At 63.1% G+C, this 23,362-nt stretch carries 22 protein-coding genes and 1 pseudogene; 18 read left to right on the plus strand and 5 right to left on the minus strand.

The annotated features are described in order from the left end of the window. Nucleotides 1-144: 144 nt before the first annotated feature. Complete coding sequence (locus tag NMG70_RS15245; protein ID WP_254025301.1) at nt 145-858, minus strand: GntR family transcriptional regulator; 714 nt, start codon at nt 856-858, stop codon at nt 145-147. Between the two features lie 259 nt (nt 859-1,117). Between NMG70_RS15245 and NMG70_RS15250 the strand changes: the two genes are divergently transcribed. The 6 genes from NMG70_RS15250 to NMG70_RS15275 all read left to right on the plus strand — a co-directional run bounded on the left by NMG70_RS15250 (nt 1,118) and on the right by NMG70_RS15275 (nt 7,058). Continuing rightward, entirely contained in the window at nt 1,118-2,206 is a 1,089-nt protein-coding gene (locus tag NMG70_RS15250; protein WP_254025302.1) for an ABC transporter ATP-binding protein, read from the plus strand. 34 nt (nt 2,207-2,240) lie between these two features. Next, nucleotides 2,241-3,530: an ABC transporter substrate-binding protein gene (locus NMG70_RS15255; protein WP_254025303.1), complete on the plus strand. Its 1,290-nt coding sequence runs from the start codon at nt 2,241-2,243 to the stop codon at nt 3,528-3,530. 224 nt (nt 3,531-3,754) lie between these two features. Then, nucleotides 3,755-4,639, plus strand: a complete 885-nt coding sequence (locus NMG70_RS15260) for an ABC transporter permease (protein ID WP_254025416.1) — start codon at nt 3,755-3,757, stop codon at nt 4,637-4,639. A gap of 4 nt (nt 4,640-4,643) precedes the next feature. Continuing rightward, nucleotides 4,644-5,462: an ABC transporter permease gene (locus NMG70_RS15265; RefSeq protein WP_254025304.1), complete on the plus strand. Its 819-nt coding sequence runs from the start codon at nt 4,644-4,646 to the stop codon at nt 5,460-5,462. 7 nt (nt 5,463-5,469) lie between these two features. Continuing rightward, a complete protein-coding gene (locus NMG70_RS15270) occupies nt 5,470-6,216 on the plus strand; it encodes an aspartate/glutamate racemase family protein (RefSeq protein ID WP_254025305.1) in 747 nt (248 codons plus the stop codon). Nucleotides 6,217-6,221: 5 nt separating this feature from the next. Continuing rightward, complete coding sequence (locus NMG70_RS15275; RefSeq protein WP_254025306.1) at nt 6,222-7,058, plus strand: GNAT family N-acetyltransferase; 837 nt, start codon at nt 6,222-6,224, stop codon at nt 7,056-7,058. Between the two features lie 17 nt (nt 7,059-7,075). On the opposite strand, the gene NMG70_RS15280 is transcribed toward NMG70_RS15275, so the two are convergent. Further along, nucleotides 7,076-7,615, minus strand: a complete 540-nt coding sequence (locus tag NMG70_RS15280) for an Lrp/AsnC family transcriptional regulator (RefSeq protein WP_254025307.1) — start codon at nt 7,613-7,615, stop codon at nt 7,076-7,078. A gap of 48 nt (nt 7,616-7,663) precedes the next feature. Between NMG70_RS15280 and NMG70_RS15285 the strand changes: the two genes are divergently transcribed. Further along, on the plus strand, nt 7,664-8,842 hold the full coding sequence (locus NMG70_RS15285; protein WP_254025308.1) for an MFS transporter: 1,179 nt from the start codon (nt 7,664-7,666) through the stop codon (nt 8,840-8,842). A 135-nt stretch (nt 8,843-8,977) separates the two neighbouring features. Next, nucleotides 8,978-9,403: a GNAT family N-acetyltransferase gene (locus NMG70_RS15290; protein WP_254025309.1), complete on the plus strand. Its 426-nt coding sequence runs from the start codon at nt 8,978-8,980 to the stop codon at nt 9,401-9,403. On the opposite strand, the gene NMG70_RS15295 is transcribed toward NMG70_RS15290, so the two are convergent. From NMG70_RS15295 to murQ, 3 genes and pseudogenes are all read right to left on the minus strand, one after another. Next, the gene (locus NMG70_RS15295) at nt 9,404-10,534 is read right to left on the minus strand and encodes an anhydro-N-acetylmuramic acid kinase (RefSeq protein WP_254025417.1); all 1,131 of its coding nucleotides are present in this window, start codon (nt 10,532-10,534) and stop codon (nt 9,404-9,406) included. 6 nt (nt 10,535-10,540) lie between these two features. Beyond that, nucleotides 10,541-10,663: pseudogene (locus NMG70_RS15300) on the minus strand (esterase); the annotation flags it as partial. 37 nt (nt 10,664-10,700) lie between these two features. Then, complete coding sequence (murQ, locus tag NMG70_RS15305) at nt 10,701-11,624, minus strand: N-acetylmuramic acid 6-phosphate etherase (protein WP_254025418.1); 924 nt, start codon at nt 11,622-11,624, stop codon at nt 10,701-10,703. Nucleotides 11,625-11,789: 165 nt separating this feature from the next. Between murQ and NMG70_RS15310 the strand changes: the two genes are divergently transcribed. The 10 genes from NMG70_RS15310 to NMG70_RS15355 all read left to right on the plus strand — a co-directional run bounded on the left by NMG70_RS15310 (nt 11,790) and on the right by NMG70_RS15355 (nt 23,339). Next, a complete protein-coding gene (locus NMG70_RS15310; RefSeq protein WP_254025310.1) occupies nt 11,790-12,899 on the plus strand; it encodes a carbohydrate kinase in 1,110 nt (369 codons plus the stop codon). 31 nt (nt 12,900-12,930) lie between these two features. After that, entirely contained in the window at nt 12,931-13,860 is a 930-nt protein-coding gene (locus tag NMG70_RS15315; RefSeq protein WP_254025311.1) for a pseudouridine-5'-phosphate glycosidase, read from the plus strand. 169 nt (nt 13,861-14,029) lie between these two features. After that, a complete protein-coding gene (locus tag NMG70_RS15320; RefSeq protein ID WP_128284199.1) occupies nt 14,030-15,004 on the plus strand; it encodes a sugar-binding transcriptional regulator in 975 nt (324 codons plus the stop codon). A 43-nt stretch (nt 15,005-15,047) separates the two neighbouring features. After that, on the plus strand, nt 15,048-16,493 hold the full coding sequence (locus NMG70_RS15325; protein WP_254025312.1) for an ABC transporter substrate-binding protein: 1,446 nt from the start codon (nt 15,048-15,050) through the stop codon (nt 16,491-16,493). A 206-nt stretch (nt 16,494-16,699) separates the two neighbouring features. Further along, complete coding sequence (locus NMG70_RS15330) at nt 16,700-17,623, plus strand: carbohydrate ABC transporter permease (protein ID WP_254025313.1); 924 nt, start codon at nt 16,700-16,702, stop codon at nt 17,621-17,623. A gap of 9 nt (nt 17,624-17,632) precedes the next feature. Next, a complete protein-coding gene (locus NMG70_RS15335) occupies nt 17,633-18,490 on the plus strand; it encodes a carbohydrate ABC transporter permease (protein ID WP_254025314.1) in 858 nt (285 codons plus the stop codon). 5 nt (nt 18,491-18,495) lie between these two features. Next, on the plus strand, nt 18,496-19,614 hold the full coding sequence (locus tag NMG70_RS15340) for an ABC transporter ATP-binding protein (RefSeq protein ID WP_254025315.1): 1,119 nt from the start codon (nt 18,496-18,498) through the stop codon (nt 19,612-19,614). Then, nucleotides 19,611-20,735, plus strand: coding sequence for an ABC transporter ATP-binding protein (locus tag NMG70_RS15345; protein ID WP_254025316.1), 1,125 nt, complete (start codon nt 19,611-19,613; stop codon nt 20,733-20,735). Before NMG70_RS15340 ends, NMG70_RS15345 begins: the two co-directional genes overlap by 4 nt. Beyond that, entirely contained in the window at nt 20,735-22,288 is a 1,554-nt protein-coding gene (locus NMG70_RS15350; protein WP_254025317.1) for an FGGY-family carbohydrate kinase, read from the plus strand. Before NMG70_RS15345 ends, NMG70_RS15350 begins: the two co-directional genes overlap by 1 nt. A gap of 10 nt (nt 22,289-22,298) precedes the next feature. Beyond that, nucleotides 22,299-23,339 carry a 2-hydroxyacid dehydrogenase gene (locus NMG70_RS15355; RefSeq protein WP_254025318.1) on the plus strand — a complete coding sequence of 347 codons (1,041 nt, stop codon included), beginning with the start codon at nt 22,299-22,301 and terminating at the stop codon, nt 23,337-23,339. The last annotated feature ends 23 nt before the right edge of the window (nt 23,340-23,362 follow it).

The following is a 23,362-nucleotide window of genomic DNA, read 5'->3' on the forward strand; positions in this document are numbered from 1 at the left end:
GTGGCGAAACAGAACTGGAATGCAGATGAGCCAGAAGTTGTCGATGAGGCTGCGGCGCATCCGCGATTTGCTGTACCAGATCCTGAAGATCCGTGCCGAGCGGCTTTGAGGGGCGCGGTTTTCGCGTCCCTCCGGTAATGACCGTCAGGACTCGAGCGCCTGCCTGAGCGCCGGACCGCTCCTGACGCGCAGATCGAGGTCGGCCTCGATATGGTCGATGTGGTGCAGCATCAGCGCGCTGGCGCGTTCGGAATCGCCATTTTCCAGCGCCTCCAGGATATTCATGTGCTCGCTATGGCCGCAGCTCGAGACGCCCGAGCGGCCATAGAGCGCGATCACCAGCGATGACCGCGCCACCAGTTCTTCCATGAAGCGCTGGAGGATGGCGTTTCCGGCAACCGAAGCCAGCAGCAGGTGAAAATCCCCCGAAGCCTTGATTTCCGACCGTCTTGCATTTGGTCCGCGTTCGGCAATGAAGCGGCCCTCTTCATCGAGCTGCGCTTTGAAGGCAGCGACATGGTCCGGCGTCATCCGCCCGGCTGCGGCAATCGCTATGCCGGGCTCGATCAGCCGGCGCGAAGCGAAGACCTGACGCGCTTCCTCCGGCGACGGGTTGGCGACGAAGGCACCACGATTGCGCTCAGTCCGCACCAGGCCTTCGAAGGAGAGCATCTGCAGCGCCGCGCGCGCCACGGTGCGGCTGACATCAAATAAAGTGCCGACCTCGCCTTCCGACAGCTTGGTTCCGGGCGCCAGCCGGCGGTCGACGATCGCGTCGCGCAACTGGTCGCGAATCGCCTGGGCCCGATCCTCGTTGGCACTGTCGACAGCAGGGAAAGTCTGGTCGGCTATATTCATGATGATGGTCCCGGCACCCTTCTACCCTGAATCGGGTCGCTTGCAGAGGGCCAAAGTGAATACGATGCCGGAAAAGATTGCATACGATTTTTGCGGGAATCGCCGGCTATCGCCTATAATTTGTGCATTCGCAGGCGTGCCGTTTCGAGGGGCAGCCGAAGGCAATCCTGATTTTCCCAAGGAATCAACTGTTTGAGGCCGATCTAGGGCAATTGGCATGCATGATGCTTTGATTAAGTTGATTTAGAGAGGAAGCCGGATGTCCAAAGCCGCCGAAATCGACATCGTGTCCGTTTCGAAAATCTATGGTGCCACCACTGCCGTCGAAGACATCAGCTTGAAAATCCCCGCGGGAACCTATTGCTGCCTGCTCGGGCCGTCCGGCTGCGGCAAGACCTCGACGCTGCGCATGATTGCCGGGCACGAAAGCATATCGAGCGGCGACGTGCGTCTCGGCAACATTGTGGTCACCGACCTGCCGCCGGCCAGGCGCGGCACCGCCATGATGTTCCAGTCCTACGCGCTGTTTCCGCATCTCGACCTGATCGACAATGTTGCGTTTAGTCTCAAGATGAAGGGTATCGGCAAGGAACAGCGCCGCGCCAGGGCGCTCGATATGCTGAAGCTGATGCAGATGGAGGGCTACGCCAGCCGCCGCCCGGCGCAGCTTTCGGGCGGACAGCAGCAACGCGTCGCTCTGGCCCGCGCGCTCATCACCGATCCCGAAGCGCTGCTGCTCGACGAGCCGCTATCGGCACTCGATCCATTCCTGAAGATCCGCATGCGCGCGGAATTGAAGAAGCTGCAGACGTCGCTCGGCATCACTTTCGTCCACGTCACCCATAGCCAGGAGGAAGCGATGGCGCTCGCCGACCTGATCGTGGTCATGAATGACGGCCGCATCGAGCAGGCGGCGCATCCACGCACCGTCTTTGAGCGGCCGGCCACTGCGTTTGTCGCCCGTTTCATGGGTGATCACAACGTCGTCTCCGGCCGCGTCAGCGGCAGCCGCGACGGCATGGTTGTCTTCGATGTGCCGGGTGGCGCCTCGCTTGCGGCCAGCGGGCAGGGCAGGGCGATCGGCGAGCCGATCGATATCGCCATTCGCACCGACCACGTGCGGATCGGCGACCCGCCGGCCACCGGGCTCGGCTTCACCGGCATCGCCGCCAATATCGAGTATCGCGGCTCGACCGTAAAACTCTCGGTCAATGGCGCCGGCATTGAGGATTTTACCGTCATCGTCGACGACACCAGCTTCTTCGCCAAGCCGGTCGCCGTCGGTGACGCGGTGCCGATCGCCTGGGACGCCGAGGACGCGATTGTCCTTGGCCGTCTCGATTCCTGAACCAGAACCACCAATCAAAAACAGGGGAACTGACATGACCAACACCACCGACAAGAAGACAGGAATTTCCCGCCGCTTGCTGCTCAAGACCGGTGCTGCCGCCGTCGGTCTTACCGCCGGTTCAGGTGCCATATCAGGGTTTCCGACGATCTGGGCGCAGAACCCGATCACGCTGCGCCAGTTCGGCACCGGCGTTTCCAACCTCAACGCCATTGCCGACAAGTGCAAGGCCGACCTCGGCATCACGCTGGAAATGACCGCGACCGATTCCGACGCCGCCGCGCAGCGCGCCGTGACCCAGCCGGACAGCTACGACATCGCCGACATCGAATACTGGATCGCCAAGAAAGTGTATCCGTCCGGCGTGATGCAGCCGATGGATGTCAAGAAGCTGAAATATTACGACAAGATCGTGCCGCTGTTCATCACCGGCAAGCTGACGCCCGACAGCGTCATCGCCCAGGGCACCGCGCCGCATACGGTCGGCTTCGTCGAGGCGCAGGACGCCAGGACCTTCGCCAAGCAGCCGACGGAGTGGATGACGATGGTTCCGACCATCTACAATGCCGATACGCTCGGCATCCGCCCCGATCTTGTCGGTCGCGACATCACCACCTGGGCCGACATCATGGATCCGGCCTTCAAGGGCAAGGCCGCCATTCTAAACATCCCGTCGATCGGCATCATGGATGCGGCGATGATCATGGAAGCCATGGGCAACATCAAATATGCCGACAAGGGCAACATGACCAAGGAGGAGATCGACAAGACGATCGACTTCCTGATCAAGGCCAAGCAGGACGGCCAGTTCCGTGCCTTCTGGAAATCGTTCGACGAGAGCGTTAATTTGATGGCTTCGGGCGAAGTGGTCATCCAGTCGATGTGGTCGCCGGCCGTCGCTGCGGTCCGCTCCAAGGGCATCGCCTGCAAATACCAGCCGCTCAAGGAAGGCTATCGCTCGTGGGGCGGCGGCCTCGGCCTGGCGGCGCATCTCAAAGGCGCCGAGCTCGACGCCGCCTACGAATATATCAACTGGTACCTGTCCGGCTGGGTCGGCGCCTACCTCAATCGCCAGGGCTATTACTCGGCCGCCATGGATACGGCCAAGCAGTTCATGTCCGAGGACGAATGGGGCTACTGGGTCGACGGCAAGCCGGCCAAGGGCGACATCATGGCGCCGGATGGCAAGGTCATGGAGAAGGCAGGCGCGGTGCGCGACGGCGGCTCCTTCGTCGAGCGCATGGGCAAGGTCGCTTGCTGGAACTCGGTCATGGACGAGGACCGCTACATGGTGAGGCGCTGGAACGAGTTCATCGCGGCGTAGCGCAACCTCTTCCCCTTCTCCCCTTGTGGGAGAAAGTGGATTGGCGCGCAGCGCCAAGACGGTTGAGCGGTGTTGGACGGATCGCCGTCGGGCCAAGCTGGAGCACCCCTCATCCGACCGAGCTTCGCTCGGCCACCTTCTCCCACAAGGGGAGAAGGGACGCAGCTCCAGCCGCCTCGCAGCCTACCGAGATTTTGATGACAGCAGTGCTCGAACGTCCTGGAATGATCGAAGCCAAACCCGCTAGGCGCCGCCGCGTCTCGATCGGCGCCGTCGTCCCCTACCTCCAGGCGGCGCCGCTGGCGCTGATCCTCGGCGCGTTTCTTTTGCTGCCGATCTTGATGATCGCCGTGGTCTCCTTCTGGGATTACGATTTCGCGGCGATGTATCCGGATTTCCTGACCATCAACTACGCCGACACGCTCGGCTCCTGGGTCACCTGGAAAACCTATCTGAACACGCTGAAATACGCCGCCATCGTCTGGGCGCTGACGCTGCTTATCGGCTTCTGGGTCGCCTATTTCCTCGCCTTCCATATCAGGACCACGGCCATGCAGATGGTGCTGTTCCTGGTCTGCACGGTGCCGTTCCTGACCTCCAACATCATCCGCATGATCTCGTGGATTCCGGTGCTTGGCCGCAACGGGCTGGTCAACTCGACGCTGGTTGAGATCGGGCTGATCCCGAAGCCGATCGAGTGGCTGCTCTATTCCGAATTCGCCGTGGTGCTGGCCATGGTGCATCTCTACACGCTGTTCATGGTGACGCCGATCTTCAACACGCTGATGCGCATCGACAAGTCGCTGATCGAGGCCGCGCGCGATGCCGGCGCGTCCGGCTGGCAGGTGCTGTGGAACGTCGTCATCCCGCTCGCCAAGCCCGGCATGGCGATCGGCACCATCTTCGTCGTCACGCTGGTGATGGCCGATTTTTCGACGGTGCAGGTGATGTCCGGCGGACAGAGCGCCTCCGTCGCGCTGATGATGAAGAACCAGATGTCGCTGCTGCAATATCCGGCGGCGGCCGCCAACGCGGTCGTGCTGCTGGTGCTGGTGCTGCTGATGGTCGCCGGCATCCTGCGCATCGTCGACATCCGAAAGGAACTGTGAGGCGATGAGCCATGACAAGCGCACCTTCGAATTCTACGTGCTTGCGGCGTTCTTCGCCCTTTTCGTGCTGTTCCTCTACGGCCCGCTTTCGGCCATCCTGATCCTCTCCTTCCAAGGCGAGAATGGCGGGCTGACTTTCCCGCTGAACGGCGTTTCGCTGCACTGGTTCGCCAATCTGTTCGAGCGCCAGGCGGTCGGCGATTTCGGCGGCAGCTTCAAACGCTCCTTTATCCTCGGCCTGATGGTGATGATCGTCACCGTCGGCGTGTCGCTGCTTGCCGGTCTTGCCTTCCGCCAAAAATTTCGCGGCGCCACCGCACTGTTTTATCTGGCCGTCGCCAGCCTGGTCGTGCCGTCGATCATCATTAGCCTCGGCATTGGCGTCGTCTTCCAGCAGATCGGCTTTCGTCCCGCCTGGTACACGTCTGCTTTTGGTGCCCATCTGACATGGACCTTGCCTTTCGGCGTGCTGATCATGTTCGCCGTCTTCAACCGGTTCTCGCCGGCCTATGAGGAGGCCGCGCGGGACTTGGGCGCGACCTCCTGGCAGACCTTCGCGCATGTCGTGCTGCCGATGATCGCTCCCAGCCTGATCGGTGTCGGCCTGTTCGGTTTCACGCTGTCCTATGACGAGTTCGCCCGCACGCTGATGACCTCGGGCACGTTCAACACGCTACCGCTCGAAATTTACGGCATGACGACAAATGTCACGACGCCGGTGCTCTATGCGCTGGGCACCGTGACGACGGTATTTTCGTTCCTGGTGATCCTGCTGACGCTCGGCGCAATCCTCTATGTCGGCCGTCGCCGGGCGCGAATTTGAGAACCGCATGCAAATCCTCGTTGTTAATCCGAACACCACCGCCAGCATGACCGAAACCATTGCAGCGGCGGCGCGGCTCGTGGCCGGCGCCGGAACTGAGATCGCCGCCGTCACCTCGTCGATGGGGCCGGTTTCGATCGAAGGCTATTACGACGAGGCGCTTGCCGTGCCGGGCCTGCTGGTCGAGATCGCCGCCGGCGAGCGCTCGGGTGCGCAAGCCGCGATCATCGCCTGTTTCGACGACACCGGCCTCGATGCCGCGCGCGCCATGGCCAACATTCCGGTCATTGGCATCTGCGAGGCAGCGCTCAGCACGGCCTCGTTCATCGCCCAGCGCTTCACCGTCGTCACCACGACCGAGCGCTCGCGCGTGCCGGTCGAAGCGCTGGTGCAGCGCTATGGCATGGCGGGGCGGGCACGCGTGCGCGCTGCCGACATTCCGGTTCTTGCGCTCGAAGACCCAACCTCCGATGCGATCCTGAAGCTGCGCGGCGAGATCGCGCGCGCACTCGAGGAGGATCGTGCCGAGGCCATCGTGCTTGGCTGTGCCGGCATGGCCGATCTCGCCGCCGCGCTGCGGCGGGAATTCGGCGTTCCGGTCATCGACGGCGTCGGCGCCGCGGTCAAGCAGGCCGAGGCACTGATTGCGCTCGGTCTGTCGACGTCCAAGCGTGGCGCCTATGCAAACCCACTGGCAAAGCCCTATCGTGGCGCATTGAAATCCTTTGCCCCCGGTACCGTTGCCGCCGAGTGATCGCAATGCGCCGAACGATCAGAACGCTCGTACTTGAAGATGTAAAAATCCTTGTCGACTGGGCGGCAGTCGAGGGCTGGAATCCCGGCCTCGGCGATGCCGTGGCGTTCCATGCGGCGGATCCAGAGGGCTTCATCGGCGCCTTTGTCGATGGCGAGATGGTGGCCGGTATTTCGGCTGTTGCCTATGGTGAGGATTTCGGTTTCATCGGCCTCTACATCTGTCGGCCGGACAGGCGCGGTGAGGGTCATGGCAAGGCGGTCTGGGATGCCGGCATGGCGCGGCTCGGCGACCGCACGATCGGCCTCGATGGTGTCGTCGAACAGCAGGCCAATTACCGCAGCATGGGCTTTGTGCCGGCCTACCGGACGATCCGCTTCGTCGGATCGCCGAACGGTCCGGCAGAAGTCGACAGTGGCATTCGCGCCATAGGCCCGGAACTCGTGCCCGACGTTCTGGACTACGACAGCCGGTTCTTTCCCGCTCCGAGGCGATCCTTCCTGAAACACTGGCTGCGCCCGCCGCACGTCGCGCTGGCGATCGTCAGGGATGGCGCCATCGAAGGATACGGTGTCGCGCGCCGATGCCGGGAGGGCTGCAAGATCGGTCCACTCTTTGCCAACAGCCTGGAAGCGGCAAGTCGCCTTTTCGCCGCGCTCGCGCACAGGTCCGGTCCCGAAGACGTCCATCTCGATGTTCCCGAGACCAGTGGAAGTTTTGCAGCTTTGCTGTCGTCCGCCGGTCTTCAACCGGGTTTCGAGACGGCTCGAATGTACAGGGGAAAAGCTCCGCAGCTCGCGCAGTCGGGTGTCTTTGCGATTACGACCCTGGAGCTTGGTTGATTGAACGCAAAGCGACCCTAATACAGCGGCTTGGCCATGTGCCGGGGTGCCGGCCATTCGGTTGTGATCCCGGGCTGCACCGGCCGCTCGAGATAGGTCGACAGAACCACGTAGCTTCGCGTCGAGGTCACGCCGGGCGTTTCGTAAAGCCGCGACAGCAGGCCTTCGAGCGCCCTTGTGTCCTCGGTGCGGACCTTGATCAGCATGCATGTGTCGCCGGCCACCGAATGAATCTCCTCGACTTCAGGATGCTCAGAGATCGCCATCAGTTCGGGGGTCTTTCCCCAGCCCTTGGTGTCGATATGCACGAAGGCAAGCAGCGGCTTGCGCACCGCCTTGGGATCGATGATTGCCGCGGTGTTGCGAATGGCGCCGCTGCGCCGAAGCCGCTTCACCCGTTCATGCGCGGCCGGCGGCGACAGGCCGACACGATCGCCGAGCTCGGCATAGCTGACCGTGGCGTCATCGACCAGAACGCCTAATATCTTTCGGTCGGTTGCGTCGACATCGCGGGCAGCAGGCCTGTTCTGCAGAATGCCATGTGTTTCTTCATCCATGGTGAAATTCCTTATTGATACAGAATTTAATACGGCGATTATCGTCGTATGACGAACAGTGATCAAGTCGCAACATTGACGGCAAGGCCGCCTATTCCGGCGCTCGCTTATCTCTTGACCGGATGCATCGCGGTGATCGGCTCGAACTCGCTGGTTCTCGGTCCGATAGCACCGGCGGTGGCCGCGTCGTTTGCGACGAGCGTGCCGGCCGTCATGATCGCGTCCGCTGCGTTCGGCCTCGGAACATCCGCAAGCGCCTTGTTCCTGGCACGCTATATCGACCGACTTGGCGCTCGCCGCATGCTGCAAGGGGCCTTGCTGCTGCTGGCGATAGCGCTTCTCGCCAGCGCCGCCGCGCCGACAGTAACAGCGCTAGTTGCGGCCCAGCTTCTCGCCGGCATCGCTGCCGGTATCGCCATGCCGGCAATCTATACCAGCGCCGCTGCGATCGCGCCGCCTGGGCGCGAAAGCGGAACGATCGGCGTCGTGCTGACCGGCTGGACCCTGAGCATGGTCGCCGGCGTCTCATTGTCGGCGGTGCTTGCCGATCTCGTCCATTGGCGCGCCGTGTTCGCCGCGGTCGCGGTGCTTGCGGCGCTCGCGTTGACCGGCCTTACGCTGACGTCGCTGAGCGACGTCAGGAAAAGCGGCCCGGCGCCGACGCCGCTCGGCGCCTTGGCCGTTCCCGGCATAGTGCCGCTTCTGGTCGCCTGCGGCGCCTTCATGACCGCCTTCTACGGCGTCTATGGCTATCTTGGCGATCACCTTCAGAACGGCTTGGGCCGGCCGGTCAGCGCCAACGGCTTGGCCGCGCTCGCCTATGGCATTGGCTTCGGCATGGCGGCGCTGCTTGACGGCGTGATCGATCGGCTTGGCGCGCGACGCGTCATGCCGTTCGCCTATCTTCTCGTCGCGGCCGTCTATGTCGCGCTCGCCGCGGCAGGCAGCAGTTTCCATCTGACCATCGCGATGGTCGCGGTCTGGGGTCTTGCCAATCATTTCGGGCTGAACGTCCTGGTGATGCGCCTCTCGGCGCTCGATCCGGCGCGGCGCGGCACGATCATGGGCTTGAACAGCGCAGTGACCTATCTCGCGGTGTTTGTCGGCACCACGGCCTTCGGACCGCTTTACTCCAGCTTTGGTTTTGCGGCATCGGCCATGGTCGCAGCGTTGCTCATGCTGGTTGCCGCTTCGGCGGCGGCGTGGCATTCGCCGCGGTCCGTGTAGTCGCGGAGCCACGCCGCGGCAGAGCTTGCGCGCCCCTCCTGTCCTTCGATAAATGCAAATGAAAGTGCCACAGCGTCCACAAGGACGCGCGGCGCAGTATACGGGTATCCGGCTGTGAGGCTGTCTGGACCTGCGATGAACACGACGCTTGAAACCACCGCCGACCCGTCGCCGAAAGAGCTCGCTTTTCTCGGGGAGCGGCTCAGCGCGTTCAACGACAGCGATGTCGGTGCGGCCGGGAGGAAGGCGCTCGCCGTGTTCGTGCGCGACGAGCACGGCGCGGTTGTCGCCGGCATCTCGGGATACACCGCCTGGGGCTGGCTCTATGTGCAATGGCTCTGGGTCGATGAGCGACTGCGCGGCCAGCACATGGCTGGCAGGATGCTGGACGCAGCCGAACAAGAAGCCGTCGCGCGCGGCTGTCACGGCGCCTTGATCGACACGTTCAATCCCCAGGCGGTCAAGGCCTGTGAGCGTCAGGGATATCGGCCATTCGGCGTGCTTCCCGATTTTCCCATCGGCCGCAGCCGCGTCTTCCTGCAGAAAAAATTGCTGGCTTGATTAGCCGGCAAGGCGCCCGCCGCGCATCGGCTGTGGCACACCGGTGGTGGTCGGAAAGCTGATCGGCAGGCCCCTGAGCACGCGAACCGCAAGGAAGGCAAAGCACTCCGCCTCCACCGCGTCACCCTTCCAGCCGAGCGCCTCCGCCGGCACCGCTTCGATGCCGGCGCGGCTGGCGAGCATGGCCATGATCGTCGGGTTGTGGCGGCCGCCGCCGCTGACCACCAGACGCTTCGGCCGGTGCGGCAGGAGGTCGAGCGCCTTGCCGACGGCTGCGGCGGTGAACGCCGTCAGCAGTGCGGCGCCATCTTCAGCGTTCATCCCATCCGCCATGGCCGCGCCGAAATCGAACCGGTCTAGCGATTTTGGATAGGGCTTGGCTAGGTAGGGATGCTGCAGGAGCTTGGCGAGCCGGGCTTCATCGACGGTGCCCGCGCGGGCCAGAGCGCCGTCGCGGTCCATCTCACCCAAACGCTTCGCTTTGATGAAATCGTTCAGCGGCGCATTGGCCGGTCCGGTGTCGAAAGCGACGACATTGTCCTTGCCGTCCCACCAGGTGATGTTGGCGACGCCGCCGAGATTGAGCACCGCAGTGTCGCCGCTGATATCGGCATCGCGCAGCAGCGCGGCGTGATACGCGGCCGACAGCGGCGCCCCTTGCCCGCCGGCGCGCATGTCGGCCGAACGGAAATCATAGGCGACCGTGGTCCCCAGTATGGCATGCATCAACGCCCCATCGCCAAGCTGGCGGGTCTGGCCGAGCCGGCCGGTTTGCGGGGCGCGATGCAGCACTGTCTGGCCATGGAAGCCGACGACGCCGATATCGGCCATCGTCAGCCCGTAGCTTTCGACCAGGTCCTTGACCGCTGCTGACTGGGCGCGCGTCAGCGCTTCTTCGGCTTCGCGAAAGATTGTTGGCTCCGGCCCGGCAAAATTCCACGCCCTGGCCTGATCCAGCGTCTCCTCCAGCAGCGTCCGGATCGATCCGGGGTAGGGCGCCAGCGTGTAGGTGCCGAAATCCGCGATCCGCTCGCCGTCGGTCTTGATCAGCGCAACATCGATATTGCCGTCCAGCACGGTGCCGGTCATCAGGCCGACGGCCCAGATTGGTTCGCCACTTTTTGCAATCATCACTTGTTAGGCTCCGTTGACGCGATCGCCGACCGATTGCCGAATCTCGATAATCCCCTGTCGAAATGATGTGTCGGATGGATCCGGTTGGTGAGCAAGGTCCCATGCCCTGCCTTTGTCGAAGTCGATCTGTCCAGTATACCAGTATCCCGGTATCCAGGCGGCTTCACAGCGTCTTTTCGCCGATCGCCTTTCGCAAAAACCCGCCCGCATTGTCGAGCGCCTTGCGCGCCTCTTCGATGCCCATCCCGGTGATCGTCACCAATATCGCCAGCTTGACGTCTTTGTCGGTCTGATCGAGCGCCCGGCGTGCCTGCTGTGCTGTGCAGCCGGTGGTCTGCATCACGATCCCGACCGCCCTGGCGACGAGCTTCTTGTTGCTGGGATTGAGGTCGACCATCAGGTTCTGATAGCTCTTGCCGATCCGGATCATGCTGGCTGTCGTCAGCATGTTGAGAACCAGCTTTTGCGCGGTTCCCGACTTCAACCGGGTCGAGCCGGCGAGAACCTCGGGGCCGACAAGCGGAGAGATGGCAATGTCGGCAATGCCGGCAATGACTGACCTGGGATTACAGGAAAGCGCCACGGTCGTTGCTCCCACCTGCCTTGCATAGGTCAAGCCGCCGATGACGTAGGGTGTGCGGCCGCTGACCGCGATGCCGACCACCACATCGTCGGCGGTCAACTTGATGTCCTGCAGGGCCTTGATGCCTTGTTGCGGATCATCCTCGGCGCCTTCCACAGCCCGCACCAGCGCTTTGGGGCCGCCCGCGATCAGGCCGAGCACCATGTCCTCGGGCACGCCAAATGTTGGCGGACACTCCGAGGCGTCGAGAACTCCCAACCGGCCGCTCGTGCCGGCGCCGATATAGACAAGCCGCGCGCCATTTTGAAACGCACTAACGATCCGGTCTACCGCGGCAGCAATTTCCGGAATGACCTTCTCGACGGCGGCCGGAACGCCGCTGTCATCGTCATTGATCCTGCGCAGGATCTCGATGGTCGGCAGCAGGTCGATATCCATCGTCCTCGGGTTCCGATCCTCGGAAACCAACTGCTCCAGCTCCGACATCAACTCCTGTTCGTTCATCCGCTTGCTTTCAAAGTTCTTGCCATCGGCAACAAGTAATGTGATGCGGCGCCAGGCGTTGACCAGTACCAGCGACTGGCATCGATAGGCCCGCCAAACAAATGTTGACAACATCATCTGTTGTTTATTATAGTTCAGCATCAATTGCGCGGGCCGGGTAAGGCGATGGACGACCTTGGAGCACAAGAACAGGCGGTTCTCGATCTCATCGCGGCGAACCCTTTCGCCGGCCAGCAGGATATAGCGACCGCGCTCGGCATCGCCCGCTCGACCGTCGCGGCGCACATCGTCCAACTCGTCAACAAGGGCTACATTCTTGGTCGTGGCTATGTGTTGCCGGCCTCCAAGCGCATGATCTGCATCGGCGGCGCCGTCCTGGACCGCAAGTACCACGCCAAGAAGGATCTGATCTTCGGGACGTCGAACCCGGTCGACGGCTATCGCAGCTTCGGCGGCGTCGCCCGCAACGTCGCCGAGAACCTTGTCCGCCTCGGCGTCGACGTAAGCTTCGTCTCGATTGTCGGCGACGACGAGACCGGTCGCTCGCTGGTGCGGCATCTGCGCGACCTCGGCGCCGATGTCAGCCAGGTCATCACCACGACGGAGCGGCCGACGGCGGAATATGCGGCGATCCTCGACCTCAACAACGATCTCGTGCTCGGCATCGCCGACATGGAGATCTTCGATCTGTTTTCGCCAGCCTATCTAGACCGTTTCTGGCCGCATCTTGCTTCGGCAACTTGGGTGTTCATCGATTGCAACCTGCCGGCCGCGACGATCGCAGCGCTGATGTCACGCAAGCAGGGCGCGCGCTTCAAGCTCGCCGTCGACACGGTCTCGTCGCCGAAATCGGCACGCCTGCCGAAGGACCTGTCCGGCATCGACCTTTTGTTCACCAACCATGACGAGGCCAATATGATGCTTGGCATCACCGATGCCGACAAGCGGCTTAAGCCGAAGGAGGCTGCTGCAGCGCTGCGTGCGGCCGGCGCCAGCGAGGTGATCGTGACCATGGGCGCGCATGGATTTGCGGTGGCGACCGAGGGCGGCGTGGCGACGATGCGTTCCGTCCCGGCCCGCGCCGTCGACATCACCGGCGCCGGCGACGCGATGATTGCCGGCACCATGTACAAGGTGCTTTCGGGCGATCCCGTGCTCGACGCGGCGCGCACCGGGGCGCTGCTCGCCACGCTGACCACCGAGAGCGAATCCAGCGTTCATCCCGATCTGTCGCCGCGCTTCCTCACCGCCGGCATGGACCGCATTCCCGCTTGAACGCGAGCCGAACTCTGAAAGCGAAATGACGATGAAACCTTCCCTTCTCCATCTGAACGACGAAGTCGCGGCAGCAGTTCGTGAAGGCCGCGCGGTGGTGGCGCTGGAATCGACGATCATCACCCATGGCATGCCCTATCCGGCCAATCTGGAGACTGCGCGCGGCGTCGAAACCGTGGTGCGCGAGAACGGTGCGGTGCCAGCCACGATCGCGGTGGTCGCCGGCATGATCAAAGTCGGGCTCGGTGACCGGGAGTTCGAGCCGCTGGCAGCGGCAAAGGACGTGGCCAAGGCGTCCGGGCGCGACCTCGCCGCCATCATGGTGGGCGGCGGGTCGGCCGGAACCACGGTTTCGGCGACGATGCGGATCGCCGCACTCGCCGGCATCGGCATTTTCGCGACAGGCGGCGTCGGCGGCGTGCATCGTGGCGCCGAGGCTACTTTCGATATCTCGGCCGACCTGACCGAACTCGGCCAGACCGGCACCACCGTCGTCTGCGCCGGCGTGAAATCGATCCTCGATATTGCAAAAACGCTGGAATATCTGGAGACCCAGCGCGTGCCGGTGATTGCCTATCAGAGCGACGATTTTCCGGCCTTCTATACGCGCTCCAGCGGACTGAAAGCCGATCACCGCCTCGATACGCCCGAGGACATTGCGCAGGCCATGCTGCTGCACGAGCAGATCGGCTCGGGCACCGGCATCCTCGTCGCCAATCCAATTCCGGAAGTGGATGCGCTCGATCCGGCCTTCATCGACGGCACGATCACGGCAGCGGTGGCAGAGGCCGAGAAACGCGGCATCGGGCGCAAGGAACTGACGCCGTTCCTGCTCGCCCGCATCAACGAGCTTTCGCAGGGCCGCAGCCTGAAAGCCAACATCGCGCTGGTCCGCAACAACGCCGCGCTCGCCGCTCGCATTGCCGTGGCGCATGCGGGATTAAAGCTCATGACCAGATAAGTCAGGGAGCGAACCCAAGCCGCGCCCGTGTGTCTCGTGCTAACCCTCACGATCGCCCTCCTGCGGGCTTTTGTGCCCTCTTGGTATGATTTGAACCGCGCGGTGCTTGACTCCTGCAACGGCTTGTGAAAAATTTTGCATGAACTGATAAAAATATCTTAGGGCGGAAATGGTTGGTTTTGGAAACGGCCTGCTGCGCGACGATGAAACCAGTATGGCTACGCGTGCCGCCTGGCTTCATTATGCTGGCGGCCTGACCCAGTCGGAGGTCGCCAAGCGACTTGGCCTGACCAGCCTCAAGGCGCATCGCCTCATCACCAAGGCCAATCAGGAAGGGCTGGTCAAAGTCTATATCGACGGCGAAGTGTCGGAATGCGTCGCGCTTGAGGACGATTTGTCCAGCCGCTACGGTCTCGACTATTGCGAGGTCGTTCCCGACTTCGATGGCGAAGACCTGCCGCTCAAGGCGCTCGGCATTGCCGGCGCGCAGTTCCTCAAGCGTGAGATCGAACGCGGCGAGGATACGCTGATCGGCGTCGGTCATGGCCGCACGCTCGCCGCCTGCGTGGAGTATCTGCCGCGCATATCGGCCGAAAAGACCCGCTTCGTTTCGCTGCTCGGCGGCCTGACGCGCAAGTTCTCGGCCAATCCGCACGACGTCATTCACCGCCTGGCCGAACGGACCGGCGCCGAAGCCTACGTGATGCCGGTGCCGATGTTCGCCAACACGGTCGAGGATCGAACCGTGCTGCTTGGGCAGAAGGGCATCAGCGAGGTCTTCGATCTCGGCAAGGCCGCCGACCTGCTCATTGCCGGTATCGGCACCGCCGAGCGCGAGGCGTCGCTGGTCGCCACCGGCATGATCGAGAAGGGCGAAATGGAAGAGATACGTCGCAAGGGCGGCGTTGGCGAACTGCTCGGCCATTTCTTCGACGATGCTGGAAAAGCGGTCGAGACGACGCTTTCCAACCGGGCGCTGGCGCTGGCGCGCGAAGACATCAGCAATCGCAGGATTGTCGCCGTTGCCGGCGGCAAGGTGAAGGTTCGTGCCATCAAATCGGTATTGGAGGGCCGCTATCTCAAGGGCCTGGTCACCGATGAGCGGACGGCGCGATCACTCGTGGAGCAGACGCCGGTCGGGTAGCCGGCAACCATTCGATTGAAACTACCCTGTGGAGGAGAAGACAATGCATGAGAAAGAGAAAGACCTGATCGACGCGTTCCTGCGCGGACAAGTCGATCGTCGTGGGCTGATCAAAGGCCTCGGCGCGATGGGCCTTGCCGCCGGCACGGCCGGCACGCTGCTCAACCTGGGGCAGACCCGCGCGCTGGCGGCGGATTTCGACTGGCAGGCGCACAAGGGCAAGACCATCAAGCTCTTGCTCAACAAGCATCCTTACGCCGATGCGATGATCGCCAACCTCGAAAACTTCAAGAAGCTGACCGGCATGGAAGTCGTCTACGACGTCTTCCCGGAAGACGTCTATTTCGACAAAGTCACCGCTGCGCTGTCGGCCAGCTCGCCTGAATACGATGCCTTCATGACCGGCGCCTACATGACCTGGACCTACGGCCCGGCCGGCTGGATTACCGACCTCAACGAGTGGATCAAAGACCCGACCAAAACCAACGTGAACTATGCCTGGGACGACTTCCTGCCCGGTGTCAGGAAGTCCTGCGCCTGGAACGGCCAGCCCGGCGGCGTGCTTGGTTCCGACGACGCCAAGCAGTGGTGCATTCCGTGGGGTTTCGAACAGAACAACATCACCTACAACAAGGGCATGTTCGACAAGGTCGGCGTCGGCGTTCCCGGCAATATGGACGAGATGGTCGCAACGGCGGCGAAGCTCACCAAGGATGTTGGCGGCGGCGTCTATGGCATCGGCGTGCGCGGTTCGCGCTCCTGGGCGACGATCCATCCCGGCTTCCTCTCGGCTTACGCCAACTTTGACCAGAAAGATCTGAATGTCTCGGCCGACGGCAAATTGTCGGCCGCGATGAACACCGCCGAATCCAAGGCATTCCACAAGCAGTGGGTCCAGATGATCCAGGAGAGCGGCCCCAAGGACTGGTCGACCTACACGTGGTATCAGGTCGGCACCGATCTTGGCGCCGGCGCCTCGGCGATGATTTTCGACGCCGACATCCTCGGCTACTTCATGAACGGCGGCGACAACAAGATGGCCGGCAAGCTTGCCTTCTCCGCCTTCAAGGCCAATCCCGCCGCCAAGGCTCCGACGCCCAATATCTGGATCTGGTCGCTGTCCATGTCCAATTTCTCGAAGGACAAGGACGCCACCTGGTACTTCATGCAATGGGCATCCGGGCCCGAGCATGCACTGTTCGGTGCTACCAAGATGGACTTCGTCAATCCGGTCCGTCAGTCGGTCTGGAACGACCAGATGTTCCGCGAGAAGCTGAACAAGAGCTATCCGGGCTATGTCGAGATGTTCGACGTCTCGGCGCCGGGCGCCAGCATCAAGTTCACCCCGCAGCCGCTGTTCTTCGATCTCACCACCGAATGGGCGGCGACGCTGCAGAAGATGGTGGCCAAGGAAGTGCCGGTCGACGAAGGCCTCGACATGCTGGCCACCAGCGTCGACGGCCAGCTCAAGGAAGCCGGGCTCGGCTAAAGTCCTGGCGAACGGCTGGCCCGCTTCTGCGGGCCAGCCGGCGATTTCACTGCAAAGCGGCGCCTGGAGCATCGGACCCAAAAGTGGAAACCGATTTGGGAAATCGGATGCTCAACACTGGCGGTGCCGCCACTCGCCCAACCGGCCGCCTTGCTCCCTGGGCGGCCGGCAGGGCGAAACAACAGAGATGACGGGTGAGAGCCACGATGACTGCGGCAACAATGCAAAGAAACAGGCCTTCCGGCTTCAGGATCAGCAAGAGGGTGCTGCCCTATGTGCTCAGCCTGCCGGCCTTGCTCGTCTGCATCGGCATCCTGATCCCGTTCTTCACATCGGTGGTCTATTCGTTCCAGCGCTACCGGCTGAGCCAGCCCTGGGCGCGGCAGTTCAACTGGGGCGACAACTATATCTCCTTTTTCACTGACCCGAGGTTCTGGAACACGCTGGAGATATCGCTGCTCTATGCCGGTATCACCGTGCTGCTCGAACTGCTTCTCGGTCTCGGCATCGCCATGCTGCTGCAGAAGCGCTCGACGCTGAACAATTTCATCTCGATCATGCTGTTGATGCCGCTGATGACGGCGCCGGCGCTCGCTGCGCTGATGTGGAAGCTCATGACCAATCCCGGCTTCGGCGTGCTGAGCTATCTCGCCAGCCTCATCGGACTGCAGGATTTCCGCTGGGCCTCGTCGCCGTCCACCGCACTTTTCACCGTGGTTCTTGTCGACATCTGGGTCTACACGCCCTTCATCATGATCCTTCTGCTTGCCGGGCTGCGCAGCCTGCCGACGCAGCCCTTCGAGGCGGCAGCACTCGATGGCGTGCCGAGGACTTTCGTGTTTTTCCGCATCACCCTGCCGATGCTGACGCCCTACATCCTGACGGCGACGCTGTTCCGTCTGCTGGATTCCATCCAGCAGTTCGACATCATCTATGCCATGACCCAGGGCGGTCCGGGCGACACGCTGACCGTCTTCCAGGTCGAGGCCTACCTCAACTTCTTCCAGTCGACCAATGTCGGCCGCTCGGCGGCGCTGATGATTATCCTGTGGGCGATCACCTATTTCCTCTCCAACATCTTCATCAAGAACTGGCTGCGGCTGCGCGAACGCGCCCGCGGCCAGGCATAGGAGGCTGAGATGGAACACACCTCGCTTCTCGAACGCATCCTGCGCGGCGCAGCACTGACCCTGGTCGTTATCTTCTTTATGTTCCCCATCGTCTGGATCCTCATGATGTCCTTCCAGACCAACGAAACCATCCTGCGGATTCCGCCGCAGCTTGTCTTCAAGCCGACGTTGGCCAACTACACCGCGCTGATCACCGGAAAGCTGACGACGGCAGCCGGAACGCTCGACATTGCCTTCATGCGCAACCTGTGGAATTCGGTGTTCCTGTCGGTCACCTCGGTCGCCGTTGCGCTGTTGCTCGGCGTTCCCGCTGCTTATGCCTTTGCCCGGCACAAATTCCGCGGCTCGGAGGACATCGCCTTCACGCTGCTGTCGTTTAGGTTTGCGCCGGCGCTGCTGGTGCTGCTGCCGCTGACCCTCTATTTCCAGAAGCTTGGACTGGCAAACACCTATATCGGGCTGATCTGGGTCTATCAGCTGATCTGCCTGCCGCTGATCCTGTGGATCGTGCGCGGCTATTTCGAGGACATCCCGGCCGATATCGAATATGCCTATCGCATCGCCGGCCATTCCTGGTTCGCCACCTTCCGCAAGATCGCGCTGCCGCTCGCCGGCCCCGGCATCGCGGCTGCCGGCCTGCTCGCCTTCATCTTCGCCTGGAACAATTTCATCTTCGCGCTCGTGCTCGCTTCGGCCGACAAGCAGCCGGTGACGGTCGGCGCGCTCGCCTTCATCACCTCCTCCGGCATCCAGTACGGCCAGATCTCGGCGGCGATCGTGCTGTCGATCACGCCGACGCTGGCGCTTGCCCTCTATGCGCAGCGCTATCTCGTCGAAGGCCTGTCGCTCGGCGCGGTGAAAGGATAGCTCCGATGGCCAGCCTCGAATTGCGAAATGTCGTCAAGCGCTACAAGAGCCAGACTGTGCTCGACAATCTGTCGCTGAGCGTCGCCGACGGCGAAACGCTGGTCCTGTTCGGACCGTCCGGCGCCGGCAAGACGGTGCTGCTGCGGCTCGTCGCCGGCGTCATCGACCCCGATGAGGGAAAGATCTTCATCGGCGGCGAGGACATGACCGATCTTGACGCCGAGTTCCGCGGCGTCGGCATGGCGTTCCAGAATTTCGCGCTGTTTCCACACATGACCGCCTTCGACAACATCGCCACGCCGCTTCAGGCCAAGCGATCGTCACAAAATGCGATGAAGGCGGGCGTCGAGAGCGTCGCCAAGCTGCTGAAGATCGGCCACGTGCTCAGCCATAAGCCACGGGCGCTGTCCAACGGCCAGAAGCAGCGCACCGCGCTCGCCCGCGCTCTGGTCGGCTCGCCGCCGGTGCTGCTGCTCGACGACCCCTTGCGCAACGTCGATGCCAAATTGCGCTTCGAGATGCGGCTCGAACTGCCGAGGCTGCTGGCCGATCGCGGCGCGACCGTCGTCTACGTCACCCAGGACTACAAGGAGGCCATGGCGCTCGGCGATCGCATCGCGGTGATGTCGCAAGGTGTCATCAAGCAGCTTGGCACGCCCGAGCAGATCTATCGTGAGCCGGCGAACATCGAGATCGCGCGGCTGTTCGGCGATCCGACAATCAACCTGCTCGACGTCAAGCCGTCGCGCGATGCCAAGGGCATCTATGTCGGTCTGTCGAATGTTCAGGTCCATCTGACCGGCGCCTATGACGCGACGGTCGGCCGCGATTGCGTGATCGGCTTGCGGCCCGAAGCGCTGCGCTTCGTCGACGACGGAACGCCCGCTGCCATACCGGTGACGATCGAGGCGGAGACGCCGCTCAACGAAAAGATTGTCACGCTGGTGCGCACCGTGCGCGGCCGCGAAATCCTGGTCTCCCGGCCGGCCGGAACAGCGGGTCAAATCGAGGGCAGGGCCCATATCGCCGTCGACGGCAAAGGCGCCCTGCTGTTCGATCGTGCCAGTGGCGACCGTATCGGCTCGAAGAACGTCGTCAATTTGCACAGCGGAGAAGCGGCATGAGCCAGAGCGCACTCACCATTTCAGGCGTCGATAAGTTCTACGGCCCGATCGACCGAGGTGTGCACGCTGTCCAGAATCTGACGATGGAAATTGACAAAGGCGAGATCGTCGCACTGCTCGGCTCGTCCGGTTGCGGCAAGACCTCGACATTGCGCATGATCGCCGGCTTCGAGGAGGTCTCGCGCGGCACCATCTCGGTTGCCGGCCGCAAGGTGCACACGCTGCCGCCGGTCAAGCGCAATGTGGCGATGGCGTTCGAGGGCTATTCGCTGTATCCGCCGCTGACCGTGCGCGAGAACATGGCGTTTGCGCTCAAGGCGGCCAAGCTGCGGAAAAGCGACGTCGATGCGAAGGTCGCCAGCATCGCCAAGCTGCTCGAGATCGAGGACATTCTGGAGCGCTATCCAAGCTCCATCTCCGGCGGCCAGCAGCAGCGCGCCAGCCTCGGCCGGGCGCTGATCCGCGAGGCCGACCTGCATCTGCTGGACGAACCGATGGGCCAGCTCGAGCCGCAGCTTCGCGCCGTGCTGCGCGGCCGCATCAAGCACTTCATCAAGGAGCGCGGCCTGACCGCAATCTTGGTCACCCACGACCAGACCGAGGCCAACGCGCTTGCCGACCGGATCGCGGTGATGGAAGGCGGCGTGCTGCAGCAGTTCGATACGCCCGATATGCTCAAGCAGCGGCCGGCCAACCTGTTCACCGGCACCTTCGTCGGCGAGCCGCCGATGAATGTCTTCGAGGCCTATGTCGGCACGGCTGCCGACAAGATCAATTTGCGACTGCCCGACGGGCTTTCGCTCGACTATGACAAGGACGCGTTCAGCGGCTCGGTTCGCGACGAATTGCTCAAACGGCAGCGGGTCGTCATCGGTATCAGACCCTATGCGGTTCGCCGCTCGAAGGACGGCGTGCCGGCCACGGTTTCGGCCAACCAATGGCTCGGCGATCAGACCCATATCGCCGCGGATTTCGCCGGCGGCTCGCTCGTCCTGGTCGAACATGACCGGACCCGGCTGGAGCTTGGCGCGCCGATCAATATCAGCATCGATCCGAAAAACCTGCACGTCTTCGATCAGTCCAGCGGCATGGCCATTTCGCACGGCATGGAGCTTGCCTGATGCGGGATGTGCTGATCGGCATCGACGCCGGCACGTCTGTCATCAAGTCCGTCGCCTTCGACACGGCGGGCCGGCAGCTCGCGGCCGCGGCGTTGCCGAACCGGTATGAGACCTTGCCGGGCGGAGGCGCCGAGCAGGATCTGGCGCGCACCTGGGCCGATACCGCGACCACCCTGCGCCAGCTTGCCGACAAGGTGCCGGACCTCGCCGGCCGCACCATCGCCATCGCCGTGACCGGGCAGGGCGACGGCACCTGGCTGATCGACAAGGAGGGTGAGCCGGTCGCGAAGGGCTGGCTGTGGCTCGACGCGCGCGCTGCCGCGATAGTCGAGGAGATCCGCGCGCGGCCCGATGACCGGCTCCGTTTCGAAAAGACCGGCAGCGGCCTGGCCGCCTGCCAGCAGGGACCGCAGCTTGCCTTCATGAAGCGCAACGCGCCTGACATGCTTGCCGGCGCCACGACGGCATTTCATTGCAAGGACTGGCTCTATTTCAACCTGACCGGCGACCGCGCCACCGATCCGTCCGAGGGCACCTTCACCTTCGGTGACTTCCGCACTCGTGGCTATTGCGACGATGTGCTTGAGGTGCTCGGCGTCGCTGATCTCAGGCATCTGCTGCCGCCAATCGTCGACGGCACCAGGCAGAGCGCCGGGCTGTCGGCGGCGGCTGCCGAAGCGACCGGGCTGCTTTCCGGTACGCCGGTGGTGCTCGCCTATGTCGACGTCGCCTGCACCGCGCTCGGCGCCGGCCTGCTCGACCGCGAGCGCAAGCCCGGCTGCTCCATCATCGGCTCTACCGGCATGCATATGCGGCTTGCTCAGACGCCGGACGAGGTGCTGCTCAACGAGGCCAGGACCGGCTACACGATGACGATGCCGGCGCCCGGCGTCTTTGCGCAGATGCAATCGAACATGGCAGCGACGCTCAACATCGATTGGATCCTTAGCCTCGCCTCCGGCATTCTCGCCTCCCAAGGCATTACCCGCAGCAACGGCGAGATGATCGCGCTGGTCGATGAATGGATATCGTCATCGGAGCCGGCCTCGCTGCTCTATCAGCCCTATGTGTCGGAGGCCGGCGAGCGCGGGCCGTTCGTCGACGCCAATGCCAGGGCCGGTTTCGTCGGCATCTCGTCGCGGCACGGTTACGCCGACATGGTCCGCGCCGTTATCGAGGGACTGGCCTTCGCGTCGCGCGATTGCTATGCCGCCATGGGGCCGCTACCGAGCGAGATCCGGCTGACCGGCGGTGCGGCCAGAAGCCCGGCTCTGCGCAAGATCCTGGGTGCTGTCGTCGGCGCCGACATTCGCACCAGCCAACGCGAGGAAGCCGGTGCGGCGGGCGCCGCGATGATCGCTGCGGTCTGCGTCGGCCAATACGCGTCGATGGACGAATGCGTCGGCGAATGGGTCACGCCGCTGCTTGGCGCGGCGGAACCGAGCGACCGAAAACTTGCAGCGATCTATGAGCGGGCGGTTCCGTCCTACACATTGGCGCATGAGGCGCTGCGGCCGGTCTGGCGGTCGATGGCCGCATCCAGGGCAAACTGAGAAGTCGAGCATGCGTGAGAAGATTGCAATCATTGGCGACCGCTTCATGCTTCCCGAAGTGTTTCGCGAGAAAATCGAGGAGGCCTGCGGAGACAATCTCGACATTCGTACGCTTGAGGCGGCCTGGCCCGACGAGCCGATGGAATTCGGCAATGCGGCGCTCGGCCTCGACAAGGTCAAGGAGTATTTTGGCGATCCGCACGAGGTGGTCGATTTCATCGGCGACGCCGAGATCTTCGTCACCCAGCTTGCGCCGCTCTCCGAGACCATGATGCAGCGTCTGCCGGCGCTGAAGCTGGTTGCGGTCTCGCGCGGCGGCCCGATCAACATCGACATGGCCGCCGCCAAAGCCCACGGCATCACCGTCGTCAATGTGCCCGGCCGCAATGCAAGTGCTGTGGCCGAGTTCACCATCGGCGCCATCCTTGCCGAGACGCGGCTGATCCGAGTCGGGCACGAAGCGTTGCGCAAGGGGGAATGGCGCGGCGATCTCTACCGCGCCGACCGCACCGGCCGAGAGCTCAACGAAATGACGGTCGGCGTCATCGGCTATGGCAATATCGGCACCAAGGTTGTCCGTCTGTTGCGCGCCTTCGGCTGCCGCATCCTCGTCACCGATCCCTATGTGCAACTGAGCGCCGAAGACCGCAATGCCGGCGTCGAACTGGTCGCGCTGGACGATCTCCTGTCCCGCTCCGATGTGGTCACGCTTCATCCCCGGGTGACCGAGGAGACCCGCGGCCTTGTCAACAAAGACACCATCGCCCGGATGAAGCCGGGGGTGATTTTCGTCAACACCGCGCGCGGGCCGCTGGTCGACTACGACGCGCTCTACGATGCGCTGGTCTCAGGCCATATCGGCAGCGCCATGCTGGAGACGTTCGCGGTCGAGCCGGCGCCTGCCGACTGGCCGCTGCTGCAGCTTCCGAATGTCACCCTGACGCCGCATATCGCCGGCGCATCGGTGCGCACGGTGACCTATGCGGCCGAGCAGGCGGCCGAAGAGGTGCGCCGCTTCATCGCCGGGCTACCACCGGTCAACCCATGCTGAGGTCGCAGAGCCATGAAACACAA

Origin of the sequence: Mesorhizobium ventifaucium, assembly GCF_935822925.1 — a bacterium.
GTDB classification, from domain to species: Bacteria; Pseudomonadota; Alphaproteobacteria; order Rhizobiales; family Rhizobiaceae; genus Mesorhizobium; species Mesorhizobium ventifaucium.